This is a genomic window from Paenibacillus borealis, assembly GCF_000758665.1.
Taxonomy (GTDB): Bacteria; Bacillota; Bacilli; order Paenibacillales; family Paenibacillaceae; genus Paenibacillus_AQ; species Paenibacillus_AQ borealis.
This window is the reverse complement of sequence record NZ_CP009285.1, coordinates 4,671,828-4,687,194: the sequence shown is the minus strand read 5'-3', so window position 1 is coordinate 4,687,194 and position 15,367 is coordinate 4,671,828. Positions and strand designations below refer to the sequence as shown.

General features: G+C 47.4%; 19 protein-coding genes. 16 read left to right on the top strand and 3 right to left on the bottom strand.

The genetic code is table 11. From position 1 onward, the window contains the following. The first annotated feature begins 38 nt into the window (after positions 1-38). From PBOR_RS19590 to PBOR_RS19575, 4 genes are all read left to right on the top strand, one after another. The gene (locus PBOR_RS19590; RefSeq protein ID WP_042214529.1) at positions 39-575 is read left to right on the top strand and encodes a P-loop nucleotide/nucleoside kinase family protein; all 537 of its coding nucleotides are present in this window, start codon (positions 39-41) and stop codon (positions 573-575) included. A 234-nt stretch (positions 576-809) separates the two neighbouring features. After that, the gene (locus PBOR_RS19585) at positions 810-1,220 is read left to right on the top strand and encodes a MerR family transcriptional regulator (protein ID WP_019910684.1); all 411 of its coding nucleotides are present in this window, start codon (positions 810-812) and stop codon (positions 1,218-1,220) included. A 29-nt stretch (positions 1,221-1,249) separates the two neighbouring features. Further along, a complete protein-coding gene (gene glnA, locus PBOR_RS19580; protein WP_042214527.1) occupies positions 1,250-2,578 on the top strand; it encodes a type I glutamate--ammonia ligase in 1,329 nt (442 codons plus the stop codon). 388 nt (positions 2,579-2,966) lie between these two features. Continuing rightward, complete coding sequence (locus PBOR_RS19575) at positions 2,967-3,464, top strand: hypothetical protein (protein WP_157764081.1); 498 nt, start codon at positions 2,967-2,969, stop codon at positions 3,462-3,464. Positions 3,465-4,343: 879 nt separating this feature from the next. On the opposite strand, the gene PBOR_RS38610 is transcribed toward PBOR_RS19575, so the two are convergent. After that, complete coding sequence (locus PBOR_RS38610; protein ID WP_425415545.1) at positions 4,344-4,601, bottom strand: DNA-directed RNA polymerase subunit alpha C-terminal domain-containing protein; 258 nt, start codon at positions 4,599-4,601, stop codon at positions 4,344-4,346. A 595-nt stretch (positions 4,602-5,196) separates the two neighbouring features. Between PBOR_RS38610 and PBOR_RS19565 the strand changes: the two genes are divergently transcribed. The 6 genes from PBOR_RS19565 (at position 5,197) to PBOR_RS19540 (ending at position 7,442) form a co-directional block, all read left to right on the top strand. After that, positions 5,197-5,460 carry a hypothetical protein gene (locus PBOR_RS19565; protein ID WP_042214518.1) on the top strand — a complete coding sequence of 88 codons (264 nt, stop codon included), beginning with the start codon at positions 5,197-5,199 and terminating at the stop codon, positions 5,458-5,460. Between the two features lie 15 nt (positions 5,461-5,475). Beyond that, positions 5,476-5,835 (top strand): hypothetical protein, encoded by a 360-nt coding sequence (locus PBOR_RS19560; RefSeq protein ID WP_042214516.1) that lies wholly within the window; start codon positions 5,476-5,478, stop codon positions 5,833-5,835. A gap of 104 nt (positions 5,836-5,939) precedes the next feature. Next, on the top strand, positions 5,940-6,164 hold the full coding sequence (locus PBOR_RS19555) for a hypothetical protein (RefSeq protein ID WP_342671066.1): 225 nt from the start codon (positions 5,940-5,942) through the stop codon (positions 6,162-6,164). A 52-nt stretch (positions 6,165-6,216) separates the two neighbouring features. Further along, entirely contained in the window at positions 6,217-6,402 is a 186-nt protein-coding gene (locus PBOR_RS19550; RefSeq protein ID WP_042214511.1) for a hypothetical protein, read from the top strand. A gap of 80 nt (positions 6,403-6,482) precedes the next feature. Then, entirely contained in the window at positions 6,483-6,704 is a 222-nt protein-coding gene (locus PBOR_RS19545; RefSeq protein ID WP_157764079.1) for a hypothetical protein, read from the top strand. Between the two features lie 180 nt (positions 6,705-6,884). Then, positions 6,885-7,442: a hypothetical protein gene (locus PBOR_RS19540; protein ID WP_042214506.1), complete on the top strand. Its 558-nt coding sequence runs from the start codon at positions 6,885-6,887 to the stop codon at positions 7,440-7,442. A 118-nt stretch (positions 7,443-7,560) separates the two neighbouring features. Here the strand turns inward: PBOR_RS19540 and PBOR_RS19535 are convergent, their stop codons facing one another. Both PBOR_RS19535 and lexA read right to left on the bottom strand, forming a co-directional pair. Next, positions 7,561-7,899 (bottom strand): L,D-transpeptidase, encoded by a 339-nt coding sequence (locus tag PBOR_RS19535; protein WP_042214503.1) that lies wholly within the window; start codon positions 7,897-7,899, stop codon positions 7,561-7,563. 197 nt (positions 7,900-8,096) lie between these two features. Then, complete coding sequence (gene lexA / locus PBOR_RS19530; protein ID WP_039299199.1) at positions 8,097-8,723, bottom strand: transcriptional repressor LexA; 627 nt, start codon at positions 8,721-8,723, stop codon at positions 8,097-8,099. Between the two features lie 280 nt (positions 8,724-9,003). On the opposite strand from lexA, the gene PBOR_RS19525 reads away from it, so the two are divergent. The 6 genes from PBOR_RS19525 to metH all read left to right on the top strand — a co-directional run bounded on the left by PBOR_RS19525 (position 9,004) and on the right by metH (position 15,255). Further along, complete coding sequence (locus PBOR_RS19525; protein ID WP_218918842.1) at positions 9,004-9,333, top strand: LysM peptidoglycan-binding domain-containing protein; 330 nt, start codon at positions 9,004-9,006, stop codon at positions 9,331-9,333. A gap of 110 nt (positions 9,334-9,443) precedes the next feature. After that, positions 9,444-9,653, top strand: a complete 210-nt coding sequence (locus PBOR_RS19520) for a DUF896 domain-containing protein (protein ID WP_042214497.1) — start codon at positions 9,444-9,446, stop codon at positions 9,651-9,653. A gap of 47 nt (positions 9,654-9,700) precedes the next feature. Continuing rightward, complete coding sequence (locus tag PBOR_RS19515; RefSeq protein WP_042214494.1) at positions 9,701-10,228, top strand: hypothetical protein; 528 nt, start codon at positions 9,701-9,703, stop codon at positions 10,226-10,228. Between the two features lie 34 nt (positions 10,229-10,262). Next, positions 10,263-11,048 carry an HAD family hydrolase gene (locus tag PBOR_RS19510; RefSeq protein ID WP_042214492.1) on the top strand — a complete coding sequence of 262 codons (786 nt, stop codon included), beginning with the start codon at positions 10,263-10,265 and terminating at the stop codon, positions 11,046-11,048. A 228-nt stretch (positions 11,049-11,276) separates the two neighbouring features. After that, on the top strand, positions 11,277-11,699 hold the full coding sequence (locus PBOR_RS19505) for a FixH family protein (RefSeq protein WP_042214489.1): 423 nt from the start codon (positions 11,277-11,279) through the stop codon (positions 11,697-11,699). Between the two features lie 178 nt (positions 11,700-11,877). Continuing rightward, on the top strand, positions 11,878-15,255 hold the full coding sequence (gene metH / locus PBOR_RS19500; RefSeq protein WP_425415544.1) for a methionine synthase: 3,378 nt from the start codon (positions 11,878-11,880) through the stop codon (positions 15,253-15,255). The last annotated feature ends 112 nt before the right edge of the window (positions 15,256-15,367 follow it).

Below are 15,367 nucleotides of genomic sequence, written 5' to 3'. Positions count from 1 at the left end.
TTCCCGCAAGCTCAAAGTGAGAAGAGGAGATGATGTCTATGTTGAATGAAGCAGCGGCGGTAGAAAATTTAACACAATACAAAAATGCAAGCAAAGTTCCCGTTGTGGTGATGATGTGCGGTGTGGCTGGCTCAGGGAAAACAACCTTCGCGCTGAAGCTTGCGAAAGAGGGATTCATCCGGCTATCGGTCGATGAAGATATTTGGAGTACACATGGCCGTTTTGGTGTGGATTATCCAGAGCAGGACTATGAATCCTTTAAGGAACAATCGGAAATCAAGTTGCGTGGAGAACTGGTGAAGCTGATTCAGGCGAAACGTCATGTCGTTATCGATTTCAGCTTTTGGCAGCGGCAGAAGCGGGACGAATACAAACAACTGATTGAGCGTCATGGAGGCGATTGGGCGCTGATCCATTTAAAAGTCCATCCGGACGAATTGCGTCATAGGCTTCAGATCCGGAGCGGGCGATTTGATGCTAATGCGGCTTTTCCCATCACGGAAGAGATTCTAACCCGGTTTCTGAGCGGATTTGAGACTCCGGAGGGAGAAGGGGAACTAGTGATTGAGGCTTAAAGTACTTCGTGGGGGCTTGAGTGAAAATAAGTTTTGCAGATCGGTACTTTTGCTTACGGATTGATCTATGTGATATACTGCGGGGAGCCAGGTCCCATGTAGCTGACACTTTGTTCACTTAATCTCTCATTGATGTAAAGAAATCTTGTGAGAAAATCTCACATACCATTGACACGCCATATAAGGAAATGTACAATGAGATGAGAAAAAGATCATTGGAAGGTTGGATGAGTCATGGGTGATGAAATCCGCAGAAATATGGCATTATTCCCTATAGGAATCGTAATGAAGTTAACCGATCTATCTGCCAGACAAATTCGTTATTATGAACAGCACAGCCTGATCGTACCCGCGCGCACATCCGGCAACCAGCGTTTGTTCTCCTTTAATGATGTTGAACGTCTGCTGGAGATCAAAGCATTGATTGAGAAGGGTGTTAATATCGCCGGCATCAAGCAGGTGATGAATCCTGTCTCGAAGGAATCCGAAGAAGCTACGGTCATTACCCCTGATACAGAGGTTCGGCGTAGAGAGTTATCCGATTCACAGCTTCACCGTCTGCTTAAGCAGGAACTGGTTTCCGGTAAAAGACCGGGACAAGTGTCTCTAATCCAAGGCGAGCTATCCCGGTTTTTTAATAAATAACATAGAGATTTTGAAAGGGAGAGGGTAAAGTGAGCTTTTCTAAAGAGGATATTCTGCGCATTGCCAAGGACGAGAACGTCCGGTTTATTCGCCTGCAATTTACCGATCTGCTCGGAACAATCAAAAATGTGGAAATTCCCGTAAGTCAGCTTGAAAAGGCACTCGACAACAAAATGATGTTCGACGGTTCATCCATCGAAGGTTATGTCCGTATTGAAGAATCCGACATGTATCTGTATCCGGATCTCAGCACTTGGGTGATTTTCCCTTGGGTGACGGACAGTCGTGTTGCACGTCTGATTTGTGATGTGTATATGCCTGACGGAACACCGTTTGCCGGAGATCCGCGCGGTATCCTCAAACGTTGTCTGCTCGAAGCTGAAGAAATGGGCTTCACTGCTATGAATGTCGGACCTGAACCTGAATTCTTCTTGTTCAGAACAGATGAGAAGGGTAACCCGACCACTGAACTGAACGATCAGGGTGGATATTTCGATTTGGCGCCGATGGATCTTGGGGAGAACTGCCGCCGCGAAATCGTATTAACACTTGAAGAAATGGGCTTCGAAGTTGAAGCATCCCATCATGAAGTGGCTTCCGGCCAGCATGAGATTGACTTCAAATACGCCGATGCTATCAAGGCAGCGGATCAGATTCAAACCTTTAAGCTTGTCGTGAAGACGGTAGCCCGTCAGCACGGCCTGCATGCTACTTTTATGCCTAAGCCGCTATTTGGCATGAACGGATCCGGTATGCATGCACACCAATCCTTGTTCAATGGTAATGAGAATATGTTCTACGACGAGAGCGACACACTGGGTCTGAGCAAGACTGCCCGTTATTACATGGCGGGTATTCTGAAGCACGCACGTGCTTTTGCAGCGATTACTAACCCGACTGTCAACTCTTACAAGCGTCTGGTGCCTGGTTATGAAGCTCCTTGCTACGTGGCATGGTCTGCGAGTAACCGCAGCCCGATGATCCGTATTCCGGCTTCCAGAGGGCTCAGCACACGCGTTGAAGTCCGTAACCCGGACCCGGCGGCTAACCCTTACCTTGCCCTTGCTGTAATGTTGAAGGCAGGTTTGGATGGAATCAAACGCCAGCTTGATCTTCCGGCTCCAATCGACCGTAACATCTATGTGATGTCTGAGGAAGAGCGGATTGAAGAAGGCATCCCAAGCTTGCCGTCCGATCTGAAGGAAGCCCTGAACGAAATGATCCGCAGCCATGTCATCACCGAAGCTCTCGGCGAACATGCGCTGGCCCACTTCTACGAACTTAAAGAAATTGAATGGGATATCTACCGCACCCAGGTTCACCAATGGGAAAGAGATCAATACATGACGCTTTACTAGGATACAGCAGCCCTTGGCGCTCTAAGCGCCGGGGTTTTTTTTGTGTTTATAGGCCAGGGGGACTTTTCCTACTCAGTGCATATAAAGCTCACCATATTGAACTACTCTTCGCGATCAGTATAAAAGGATGGATAATTGACGTCTTATCTTTGAAACTTATTATGCTCTTCTTTAAATAACAAGGCTTTGTCCCTACATTAATGTGCATGTTAAAATCCACATGACAGGAAGGGAGGTGTTTATTCATAATTCAACAACAATAGACATGAAATATCGGTGGAATATTCTAATAATTGACAACTTATGGACTATGTATTAATAAAAGGGAAAGATGTATTATTTAAGTGTAATCGGCCGGTTAACAAATGAATCGAAGGGCGGAAGAATAGTGAAAATTAAAAAACTTCTTACTTTACTTATTATCTCAGCAATAGTTATGCTGCCATCGGCTTCCGCATTTGCCGAAGATGTTAACTCAACGGAAGTCACTCCTTATATAGTCGGTATAGGGGATACACAAGCTACCGCAATTTCTCTTATTTTAAATGAATATGGCGGAGTTGTTTATGATCTCTTTATTCAAAATTCTACAGAAAAAGATTGGTTTAAATGGACCAATACATCATCTGGTTATAAAAGAGTATATGCGACTGTAGGAGGCTTCTCTGGAAACGGAGTGACAAGGGCAGGCTATAAAATTAATTACAATAATGGTTTCGGTGAAACCCAATTATTTTATACAGAAAAGGCGAACACAACAGAGTCGCAAACCTTTGGTAACATTTTCGTACCAGCAGGTGCAACAGTTTATATTGTAGTAGACGCTCCAAACTTTAGCTCAGCACCTGCATACCATTTGAATTTCTCTGCATATGACGTAAATTAAGCTTAGATAAAAAGAATGAGACGTCATCAACAACATTGACGTCTCATTCTTTTTCTTATGAACGCTTAAAAGGCGTTTTTGTTTTGCTCTCGGAGCTGCTTGGAGGGCTTTTTTTTCATTATGTTTTTAATAATATTATATATCTGCTTGCTGATAGATCTGATATTAATAAGGCGGGCCGTAATGAATAATACAACATAGTCTTAGAGAGCGAGAAGGATTTCTTCGCAGCTGCAATGGCACAGTCAAAGGCATCTGTCTGGTACCGGGAAGATCCGGACCCGATCGGACAACTCATGGATTATGGTGGAATAGTAGAGGGATACACGCCAGAATACATTAAGATAGCCGGCGCCCGGTTTGTTCGGGAACGATTTAAATTCAGAGCATACATTAAAATAATCCGCCGGGCATGATATACGATTGTTGCTGCATAGCAACAGTACGACGTCCAGCTGCATGTGAGGAGAATACGCAAACCAAAAGAAATGGGGGATAGGAGATATGGAAAATGGAGAAGCGAACAAATCGGATAAAATGAAGGATTGGGAGCTATGGGAACATGAGAGAAGAAGAGCCCGAGGTATGGATAGATTATGTCTGTGTGGAATGTTAGGAATTGGACCCCGTGCCAGAGTTTGTCGTGGGCGAGTGTTATTATGGACTGAAAGCTGGCGAATCGCCGGAGTTTTTCTGTCCTCCTTGTAATGGAACCTTGGTAAGAAAAGAAGAGCCAGCAGACAAATGACCACTGGCTAGTAAGTCCTTTCACCCCTAAGGGTAAATTTGTTCTTCATATGCCAAGGGATGTGGGTGGATTCCGCTAATGCCAAGCGTTTCTTGCAGCCCAATAAAAAAAGAACCTTTATATAAAGGTCCTTAGCGGGTAATCTCAGACAATTGATTGGTATAGGCCTCTAACAACTCAACAACAATTATTTGCCCCGTGACGCCAAAATTCCTTAAGCAACGCAATTCAGCCAATGAAGCTTTCATCAAATCACCAATGGTGATGTAATTGCTCTCATATAACGAATTAAGAATACGGGAAATGCTTTTAGGGTTTCTGGTCGATCTCTGTCTTAAAGTGTGAATAGGTCGTGAGTATAATCTGCGGTCAATATCAATGTAAGACATGAGGGGAAGCGTATCTCTTGTGGTCAAACTCGTGATGTCTCCCTTCATATATCTGGTAATTATTATAAATAAATGAGAGAAAATATCAATCTATTTATTGCGAAATACATATATTTTTCACAAAATCTTAATTCGGTTAAACACCTGTACGCATGAAATCAACTTCAGTTATGTCTTGATATTTTTGTGCAGGTATGATAGTGTCGGCTGGTCATATCTTTTACATAATGTACCATATCCTATATACTGTATCTAATAGACGTTACTTGGACCTTCTGCAGGTGCTTGGTTGGACTTACAGTAAGAATAGGGAGGGTTAAAGTGAAAAGCGTATTAAGAGGGCTTGGGATTGTATTTGCTGTTATAACGGTTATTCTGGGCGTGGCTTTACTCGTTAAGGAATATACGCTGCGGAGCAAGCTAGTCACACATGGTTAATGGTAACGGTGAGCGGGACGTTAATCTTAATGGCGGATACTATTATCTGAAGGATAAGAACAGGTAAGTGAGTGTAGCGGCAGCTACTGAGTGGTGATCCTGGTCGTTGCGGTGCCGGTATTTCCTTTTTAATAAATAAGATACATAGGAGTATGAAATGAGAAATAAATATGTATCCATAATTGCGATTATGCTGTTCTTCACGCTGATTTGTTCGCAGGCTGGAGCTACAGAAGGGACTGTTATGTCTACCGAAACCAAAGAACGGATTATAGAGCAATATGGGCTGGATTCGCCGGTAACAGGTAGTCCGGAATGGAGCGGAATGGATGTGGGGATAAGCAGTCCGATTGATGTATTTGTTATGCTCTGCCGGTTTATTGTGAGTCCGTTAGTATTCACGATTCAAGAAATATTATAGCTGGAGGGAATAGGGATGAACCCGCGATATGATACACCGCAGCCTGAACGCAGAGTCCGCAAGAAAACAGCAGCAAAACTGTCTTTTGTACTAATAGTAATACTGGTCTTGCTAGCAGTTCTGAATCCGGGCAAAGAGGACTTTGGGGAATATGCTGTGAACAATCTGGAGGGAACGCTGGGTATAGAGCTTGCCAGTGGAATTACTGATCTGGTGGCACAACCGCTGGTGGAGTCATTTACTATTAGAAAAAATTACATTCTGTTCTCTACATTCAGCATACCTGATATTCAAGACGGCAAGACATTTATCGGTGATGTTAAGGCAAAGCGCAAATACCTCGGGCTGTTTAAAATCGTTTTCATCAAGCTCTAAGCTCTAAATAGGGATTACATATTGTTCCAGAACCCGGTATAATTGAATTGATTTGTATGCTCCATGAATCCTTATCATTCTTGCGTGTGCACTAAGGAGGAAAGATGTTGAATACTGCGTATAAAGTTCTTTCAAGTGATGCTGATATATTCGCGGCTGCGCTTGCCCAGGTGAAGGTCTATGTTGTTCAGTTGGTTGAGGGTAAGCCGCATGTGATTGCTGATTACGCCGGACCTGTACAGAAATGGACACCGGAGTATGTATTGCTGGCCGGAATGACCTACAGACGTGACGAATTTGAGTTCCGGGTACGTCTGCCCAAGAAGTAAAAGCAGGTAAACGCTTCCGGGTAACGAATTAGTAGTTGAGGAGGTGGTCGCAGTGAGTAAAGTTATTTTTGAGCTTCAGTATGTGAATGGGCAAATTGAAGAACTGGAATCTGTGTTTGAATCGGCGGCAGAAGCTAGAACCTATCTGACATCCGGTGGCTTAACTGGCTGGATTCCGGCGGGAGGCAAGTTTATTAATCCTGTAAATATTATCTCCATCAAGGTCAAAGAAAGCTAGTTATAATATTACTGCCAAATCACACAGTCTCCGAAGCAAATCCTTGCATTTCTTATACTATAAAACGTAAAAGAGGTGTAATGATGACGCAAAGAGAACGAAACAGAATCCGCAGAGCCATTAATGCCCTGCTCACACAAAGAGCAATTCTGCTGGAGAGACTTGAAGAAATCAATGAGAATCTGCGCAGAATTCCAAGCGGCACGCGTGCCAGAAGAGAACTGCTGGCTGCCAGAGCATCTATCCGTGAAGCGATTCGTTTAAACACTATTGCTATCCGGTTGTTACGCAGCGTGTTGTAGTCAGTCAGAGGATATGTATCCAGTCAAAGACATCCTTCCGGGATGTCTTTTTGCTTGTGATTGAGACTGTGAAAGGGGCGGAGTATAATTAAATGATGTAATGTATGCGATTACGGAAATACATATCAGGATAACATGATGAACAAGCTGCATAAGAGCTTGATTAGGAAGGTGAGAAGAATGGACGATCAATTACGCCAGCGTCTGGGATTACCGGAATTACACTATAATGAACCGCTGATTGATGGAGAAGCTGAGATCGCGGCAGGGACACCTGACTTGGAGGCAGCCGGTACGACCGTGCTGAATGTCTCCAGAGAAGATGTGGAGAAGGGACGGCTGGAGAACTATCTGCGTGAGTTCAAGAAATATGAGAAAAAGAAGCTGCAGGGCAAAATTACAATCATTTTCAATGGCTATGAGCAGGATCGCAGGGAGGTCTATCAGGTACGGGAGATTACGAATTGGGTTGACCGGCTGCTGAAAAACGTTCCCCATCTGTTCTATTTCCTCAGCAGGGACAATTACGCCATGCGGATTGCATTCTTTTGTCTGTCTGAGGTGGTGGGACGCTCCGGGATGGAAGTCTCCATCACCAAAGAGCAGGGACGCAGGCTAATCGAGAAAGTAACCAAGAGCGCAGTAGTCTATGCCAAAAAAAGCAAAGACTCATTTTCGGAGCAGTGGAGTCTGGCTGAAAGTATTCTGGAAGAGCTTGGCTACGAACAAACTGTTTAATAGGTTATCCAGAAGAACTCCTTTGGCGAATTTTGGCCAAAGGGGTTCTTCTGTTCCGCGTGGACATACAGGCAGGCGCAGCATGTTTTGCGGAACCGGCGGGTGTACACTAGGGCGGCTACTCCCTAATGGTCACACGGGTACCAATGGGGAGAATTGCAGCCAAAGCGACCACGTCCTGGTTATACATGCGGATACAGCCGTGGGAGACCATGTGGCCAATAGAGGAAGGGTCATTGGTTCCGTGAATCCCGTAATGCGGCTTGGACAGACCCATCCAGAAAGCTCCGAACGGTCCACCCGGGTTGGGCTGCTTATTAATGATCGTATATTCTCCTATGGGCGAAACGGTCAGCATCCTGCCGATGCCGACAGGGAATCCTCTGGTTACGGTGTCATTATCGAGCAGGTAAAGCATACGCTGTGAGAGGTCGACAATAATTCGATAATTGGGCATGGGGATCAGCACTCCTTTGTAATCAGGATATGTGCGGATGGCTGAAGCGGTTCGGGAGAAAAAATGCCGAAAAACCAACACGGGAACGAATGTTTGCATGTTGGTTTTTTGGCATTTTTCGCATTTTCAACAGGATAAAACCAGGAAAAAGGCTGCTTCGCTTCATGCGGAGCAGCCTAATTATGAAGGAGAAAGGATTAATGGATATCGCGGAATAATCCGATGACTCTGCCCAAAATAGTAACGCGGTTAAGGCGGAGAGGCTCATAAGCCGGGTTCTCCGGTTGCAGCCTGATATGATCACGTTCTTTGTAAAAGGTCTTAACGGTTGCTTCATCTTCTTCGGTCATCGCAACAACGATGTCACCATTGTCGGCAGTTTGCTGTTGACGGACGATGACGTAATCGCCATTCATGATACCGGCATCAACCATGCTGTCGCCGAGTACAGAAAGCATGAATACCTTGTTATCCCCTACGTAATGAGTAGGTAGCGGGAAGTAATCCTCGATATTCTCTGTAGCAGTAATGGGAACACCAGCAGTAACCTTACCAATTACAGGGATACGGGTAACCGTCTGGACGAATTGATGTACATTCTCTGAATCTTCCTGACCGAGCAATTCAATCGCACGCGGTTTCGTAGGATCGCGCCGGATCAGGCCCTTCTTCTCAAGCCGGTCCAGATGACCGTGCACTGTAGAACTGGAGGCCAGGCCAACAGCTTCGCCGATTTCCCGAACAGACGGAGGATAACCCTTGCTGCGGACTTCGTTACGTATAAATTCCAGGATCGCCAGCTGGCGACTCGAAATCTTTGACATCGGAATCAACCCCATATACTATGTTTGGGAAAATTATAACATAGAACTGCCGTTCGTACAAACATAAGTTCTAAAATGAGGAAATTGCAGGCCAGATAATTAAGGGAACAGTTGTTCGAAAAAACTATTGATCAAAACACATGTTCGTGTTATATTATTTTCGAAAGTAAGAACAAGTGTTTGGAGGTCGATATTAATGTTAAAATACAGCACATACAACAGTATCTACAACGAGGATGTCAAGGTGTCCGCTCCCGGTAATCCATTACCCCATATTCTAATGAGAAAGTTCAAAGATAAGACTCTTCATCTGCTGTCTGCACTCACAACCTTATTCCGCCAGATCAGCTTCATTAAGATTACTCTGGTTCTGTTGCTTATGATTTCCGGATTTACAATAGTGGGGAATGTGTTCGCCGGTTCTGTCTCTTTAATGAAGCCGGAGAAGCGGATCGTGGTTGAACACGGAGACACCTTGTGGAGCATTGCGCTGAAGAATAAACCGGATGATATGAAGACTGCTGTATATATAGAAGGAATTAAGAAGGCAAATGGTCTGAAGGACAGTGGAATTAAGTCCGGAGATATACTGTCCGTGCCGGTATATTAAGTGAAAGAAGCATAGTGGTGTTCGACTCGGAGAGCTTTCAGGGGGTAGACCTTGACAAGCTCTTTTTCTCATGGCAAAGTTAGAATGAATTTATAGGGGAGGGGAAAGTATTGAATATTGACGAATTGGTCGCACGCATCAATGATTTGGCACGCAAACATAAGAACGGCGGCCTGAATGAGGAAGAATTGGCAGAACGTGCCAAGCTTCGCGAGATTTATCTGGGCAACATCCGCAGCAACTTCCGGGCCCAGCTTGATACCATTGAAATTGTGGATAATCCGGAGCATGAAGAAGGCAACAACGGACGTAAAGCTTAGTCTGCAGCCTTTTCATAGATAATACAGGATGACTAGGGGGAACTAACATGGCCCGTTCTTGGGAAAGAATGGTTCAACGCAACACCAAGCAAGTTAATCAGCAAAGAAAGAAGCAGGGGAAAGAGACGATTTACGGGGCAAGCTCCAAAGCTGCTGCAAAGAGCGTCGATATTTTTAAAGGCCGGAATATTGTATTCCCAGTAGTGTTATTACTGCTTGGTATTATGTTCTGGGTAGTCGGTTCCATTGATGATGCTAAAGGAAGCGGGATTCTGGCCAACTGGCTGGGGGTTGTACTGTACTTCCTGCTTGCCGCGCTGTTATTCTTCCGCCGTCCGTTCCTTAAGGTTGAGCGTGCCCGCCTGTCTACTATTAAATACAACCGTGAACGCTTTCTGCCTGCGGCGGAAATCGAGAAGATTACCTTGTCGCGCAGCGTGGTCACCATTAAGTATAAAGGCAAGCGCAAGCAGTGGATTTTCTCCAAGCTGATTAACCGTTATGACACTGCTGCTATGGCTGAACGCCTGGAGCAATTCGGCAAGAACAACAACATTGAAGTAGTGCACGAATAGTAAGATAGACCAGCATAGGGAGTGGGAGAACGAAATGCCGATTACCGCCGTACTATTTGACCTTGACGATACACTGCTATGGGATGATCGAAGTGTGGAAGAAGCATTCCGCTACGCCTCTGAGGCTGCAGGGGATTCCGTTGATCCGCAAGAGCTTGAGCAGGCGGTGCGCAGAGAAGCACGTGCGCTGTATGAGTCTTACGAGACATTTCCGTTCACGAAGCTGATCGGGATCAATCCATTTGAGGCACTATGGGCCAATTTTACTGCTGGAGAACAGCCGGAATTCCGGCAGCTGGAGCAACTGGCTCCGGCCTACCGCATCGAATCCTGGCGCCGCGGGCTGGCTTCCCTAGGAGTGGAAGACGAAGCGCTGGCGGCACGCCTTGCTGACAAATTCGCCGCTGAGCGCCGCAGCCGTCCCTATATATACGAAGAGACGCTTCAGGTGCTGGATGAGCTGCGCGGCAAGGTGAAGCTGCTGCTTCTGACGAATGGCTGTCCGGCACTCCAGCAGGAGAAGCTTGATGGTGTACCTGAGCTTATTCCGTATTTTGACCATATTGTCATTTCCGGAAGCTTCGGCAAAGGGAAACCGGACAAGACTATCTTCGAGCATGCGCTCGGACTGCTGGATATTGCGCCTGAGCAGGGGATCATGGTCGGAGATAAGCTTACAACTGATATTCTCGGAGGACTGACTGCGGGTCTAACGACGGTCTGGATCAACCGGACTGGCAAGACCTCTGACCCGGACATTACTCCGGATCATCAGATCAGCCATCTTTCGGAGCTTCTGCCATTGGTGCACTCCCTATAACGGAATTAGATGAAGCCGGTATCCTCTCGCAGGGTATTGGCTTTTTTGATATATCCACATTGATAGGGACGAATGTAGTTCATGTATATGACTATTCTCATGAAATAGGGCGGTTAACGAAGCTTATTTCCGACAAGTTGAATAAAATGTGTATAATAAGAAAGAAAGCGATCTGACTTTCGTTGTCAGCGTTAAGATGAATCTATCGAAGAACCGGGAGGGCTCCAGATGATTAAGCCAAGATTGCGCAGAGGTCTCATTTGCATGGTTATGGGTATAACGCTTGCCGGCTGTTCAGGGAATAATGAAGAGGATATGCATATGCATGCAGCTGCTGATTCCTCAATGGTACCAATCAAGGTGGAGTTAAGCTGGAGCCCGGAAGAAATATCGGTTAACGACAAGGTTACTTTTAAAGCTGTCGTTAGTCAGGACGGCGAAGTTGTAGAGGATGCCAAAGAAGTAATTTTCGAAATTGCAGATAATGCAGAGCCCGGCAAGAGCACTCAGCTGCAAGGGGCCAGTGACGGAGAGGGAGCTTATGTAAGTGAACGTACATTTGAGCAAGCCGGCAGCTATACGGTCACTTCCCATGTTACTGCCCGGACGCAGCACTCCATGCCGTCTAAAGAACTCACGGTGCAGCCATAGTGAGTTGATGAGCCGTAGCTAAACAATCAATACTAATAATGCAGGGTGGAAAGGAAGGCTTTCCGAATTCCCTTTATTCTGCTAAACTTACTCTAATGTTTTACTGGGGGGATTGAAAGTGGCCAAATTCACACTTGCTGAAAGCTTGCAGCAACGCATACTGATACTAGACGGAGCCATGGGCACGATGATTCAACAGGTGCCGCTTACCGGAGATGATTTCGGCGGGGATGAGCTGGATGGCTGTAATGAAATGCTGGTGCTTACCCGGCCGGAGGTGATTCAGGATATTCATGAGAAATACCTGGAAGCCGGCGCGGATCTGATTGAGACCAATACATTCGGCGCCACCTCTGTGGTGCTTGCAGAATATGATATCCCGCAGCGGGCCCGGGAGATTAACCTGGAGGCTGCCAGACTTGCGCGTAACGCCGCAGATAAATATGATACACCTGATCGCCCTAGGTACGTTGTAGGGGCAATGGGGCCGACCACGAAGACGCTCTCTGTAACCGGGGGAGTCACGTTCCAGGAGCTTGTGGACAGCTATGAGGAGCAGGCGGTCGCGTTGATTGACGGCAAGGTAGATGCCCTGCTGCTGGAGACTTCCCAGGATACGCTGAATGTGAAGGCCGGAAGCATAGGCATCCACAACGCCTTCGAGAAAAGCGGAATTACACTGCCGGTGATGATCTCAGGTACCATCGAACCGATGGGGACTACGCTTGCGGGACAGAACATCGAGGCCTTCTACATTTCGCTGGAGCATCTTAAGCCGATCTCCGTCGGATTAAACTGTGCGACCGGACCCGAATTCATGCGCGATCATATCCGTTCGCTGTCGGCCATTTCTTCAGCAGCGGTAAGCTGCTATCCGAATGCCGGGCTTCCGGACGAGAACGGCAACTACCATGAATCTCCAGATTCACTTGCCCGTAAGCTGGCCGGCTTCGCCGAGAAGGGCTGGCTGAACATTGCCGGCGGCTGCTGCGGCACTACCCCGGATCATATCCGGGCGATGGCTGAAGCTCTGTCGGCCTATCCGCCGCGCGGGCTTGAGGGCAATCATCCGCCGGCACTCTCCGGCATTGAGCCAGTGTACATTGAGAGTGACAACCGTCCCTATATGGTCGGTGAACGGACCAACGTGCTGGGATCGCGGAAGTTCAAGCGGCTGATCGTCGAAGGTAAGTACGAGGAAGCTTCAGAGATTGCCCGCGCCCAGGTGAAGAGCGGAGCGCAGGTCATTGACGTCTGCGTACAGGACCCTGACCGTGATGAGACGGAGGATATCAAACGGTTCCTGGAACTGGTAGTGAAGAAAGTCAAAGTCCCGCTGATGATCGATACCACCGATCCGAAGGTAATTGATCTGGCCCTGCAATATTGCCAAGGGAAGGCGATTATTAACTCCATTAACCTTGAAGATGGTGAAGAGAAATTCGAGCTCGTAACTCCGCTGATTCATAAATACGGTGCTGCCATCGTCGTGGGCACAATTGATGAAACCGGACAGGCGATTCTGGCTAAGGACAAGCTGGAGGTTGCCAGACGCTCTTACGATCTGCTGGTGAACAAATACGGGCTGGCCGCTGAAGATCTGATCTTTGATACCCTTGTATTCCCTGTCGGAACAGGCGACGAGCAGTATATCGGTTCTGCTAAAGAGACGATTGACGGTATCCGTCTGATCAAGGAAGCTCTGCCTTCCGTTCATACGATTCTGGGCATAAGCAATGTGTCGTTTGGACTACCGGAAGCAGGCCGTGAAGTGCTCAACTCGGTATTTCTCTATGAATGCACCAAAGCCGGGCTGGATTATGCGATTGTGAATACGGAGAAGGTGGAGCGTTATGCCTCCATTCCTGAAGAGGAACGCAAGCTTGCCGAACAGCTGATTTATAATACGAATGACGATACTTTATCTGCGTTCGTAGCGGCTTTCCGTGGTAAGAAGGTCGAGAAGAAAGAGAAGATATCCAATCTCTCGCTGGAAGAACGTCTCGCTTCGTATGTCGTTGAGGGAACTAAGGAAGGTCTCATTCCTGACCTGGACGAAGCCTTGAAGTTATCCGGTCCGCTTGAGATAATTAATGGTCCGCTGATGGCGGGGATGTCGGAAGTCGGCAGATTATTCAATAACAATGAGCTGATTGTGGCTGAAGTACTGCAAAGCGCCGAAGTGATGAAGGCTTCAGTCGGTCATCTGGAGCAGTTTATGAAGAAGGATGAGACCTCTGTTAAAGGAAGAATTATGCTCGCAACCGTTAAGGGCGATGTGCATGATATCGGCAAAAACCTTGTGGAGATCATCCTCTCCAATAATGGTTATGAGATCGTCAATCTGGGTATAAAGGTTCCGCCAGAGAATATAATCGAAGCCTTCCGCAAAGAAAAAGCTGATGCCATCGGTTTGTCCGGCCTCCTGGTGAAGTCGGCACAGCAGATGGTACTGACTGCGCAGGATCTGCGGGCTGCCGGGATCGACGTGCCGATTATGGTCGGCGGTGCGGCATTAACCCGCAAGTTCACCAAGACCCGTATCCGCCCTGAATATGACGGCTTGGTATTATACGCCAAGGATGCTATGGATGGCCTGGATATTGCCAACCGGCTGATGAATCCGCTGGAGCGGGGCAAGATTGAGGAAGAGGTACGCCAAGAGGCAGAGGCTGCCGTAGCTGTGGCTCCGCAGCAGCCGCTTCCTGAGCTGACGCGTGCGGTCCGCTCCAAGATTTCGGCGGATGCTCCCGTGTTTACCCCGCCGGATCTGGAACGTCATGTCCTGCGCAATTATCCGCTCGGACATATTATTCCTTATGTGAACATGCAGATGCTGCTTGGCCATCATCTGGGGCTGCGCGGTTCCGTCGAAGCCCAGCTGGCAGCCGGAGATGCTCGTACAGTAGAACTGAAAGAAACCGTGGATGATATTCTGCATCAGGCGATGCTGGAAGGCACTATTGTCCCGCATGCCATGTATCAATTCTTCCCGGCCCAGTCGAGCGGAAATGACATCCTGATCTATGACCCGCAGAACCCTGCCAACGTGCTGCATACCTTCACCTTCCCGCGGCAGAACGTTGAACCGTATCTCTGCCTCGCGGACTTCCTGAAGCCGGTAGAGAGCGGCATTATGGATTACGTGGGATTCCTGGTCGTTACTGCCGGCCATGGTGTGCGCGAATTATCAACTGAGCTTAAGGACCGGGGGGATTATCTCCGTTCCCATGCCCTGCAGGCAGTGGCACTGGAGGTAGCGGAAGGTCTGGCAGAACGCGTCCATCATATGATGCGGGATACCTGGGGATTCCCGGACCCGGCGGATATGACGATGAAGCAGAGGCACGGGGCCCGTTATCAGGGAATCCGGGTATCCTTTGGCTACCCGGCTTGCCCGGATCTGGAGGATCAAGGACCGTTATTCAAGCTGCTGTCTCCGGAGGATATCGGAGTTCATCTTACCGAAGGCTTCATGATGGAGCCGGAGGCTTCGGTATCAGCAATGGTATTTGCACATCCTGAAGCGCAGTATTTCAATGTGGAGAAGCTGTAAACTGCCCTGATTGATCATCACCCGTCAGAAGGGCCTGTGCCCGTCATAGCGGAACCTCCCGTCACCGGGAGGTTTTTTGCTGGGTATATAAGAATTTATATGTATCGCTTAT

Coding starts and splice junctions, on each gene's coding strand:
- metH (WP_425415544.1), top strand. CDS start 11,878: ATGGGCACGATGATTCAACAGGTGCCGCTTACCGGAGATGATTTCGGC.
- PBOR_RS19555 (WP_342671066.1), top strand. CDS start 5,940: ATGTTGAATACTGCGTATAAAGTTCTTTCAAGTGATGCTGATATATTC.
- PBOR_RS19545 (WP_157764079.1), top strand. CDS start 6,483: ATGATGACGCAAAGAGAACGAAACAGAATCCGCAGAGCCATTAATGCC.
- PBOR_RS19510 (WP_042214492.1), top strand. CDS start 10,263: ATGCCGATTACCGCCGTACTATTTGACCTTGACGATACACTGCTATGG.
- PBOR_RS19590 (WP_042214529.1), top strand. CDS start 39: ATGTTGAATGAAGCAGCGGCGGTAGAAAATTTAACACAATACAAAAAT.
- PBOR_RS38610 (WP_425415545.1), bottom strand. CDS start 4,601: ATGTCTTACATTGATATTGACCGCAGATTATACTCACGACCTATTCAC.
- PBOR_RS19505 (WP_042214489.1), top strand. CDS start 11,277: ATGATTAAGCCAAGATTGCGCAGAGGTCTCATTTGCATGGTTATGGGT.
- PBOR_RS19525 (WP_218918842.1), top strand. CDS start 9,004: ATGAGAAAGTTCAAAGATAAGACTCTTCATCTGCTGTCTGCACTCACA.
- PBOR_RS19585 (WP_019910684.1), top strand. CDS start 810: ATGGGTGATGAAATCCGCAGAAATATGGCATTATTCCCTATAGGAATC.
- PBOR_RS19535 (WP_042214503.1), bottom strand. CDS start 7,899: ATGCCCAATTATCGAATTATTGTCGACCTCTCACAGCGTATGCTTTAC.
- PBOR_RS19515 (WP_042214494.1), top strand. CDS start 9,701: ATGGCCCGTTCTTGGGAAAGAATGGTTCAACGCAACACCAAGCAAGTT.
- lexA (WP_039299199.1), bottom strand. CDS start 8,723: ATGTCAAAGATTTCGAGTCGCCAGCTGGCGATCCTGGAATTTATACGT.
- PBOR_RS19540 (WP_042214506.1), top strand. CDS start 6,885: ATGGACGATCAATTACGCCAGCGTCTGGGATTACCGGAATTACACTAT.
- PBOR_RS19565 (WP_042214518.1), top strand. CDS start 5,197: ATGAGAAATAAATATGTATCCATAATTGCGATTATGCTGTTCTTCACG.
- PBOR_RS19560 (WP_042214516.1), top strand. CDS start 5,476: ATGAACCCGCGATATGATACACCGCAGCCTGAACGCAGAGTCCGCAAG.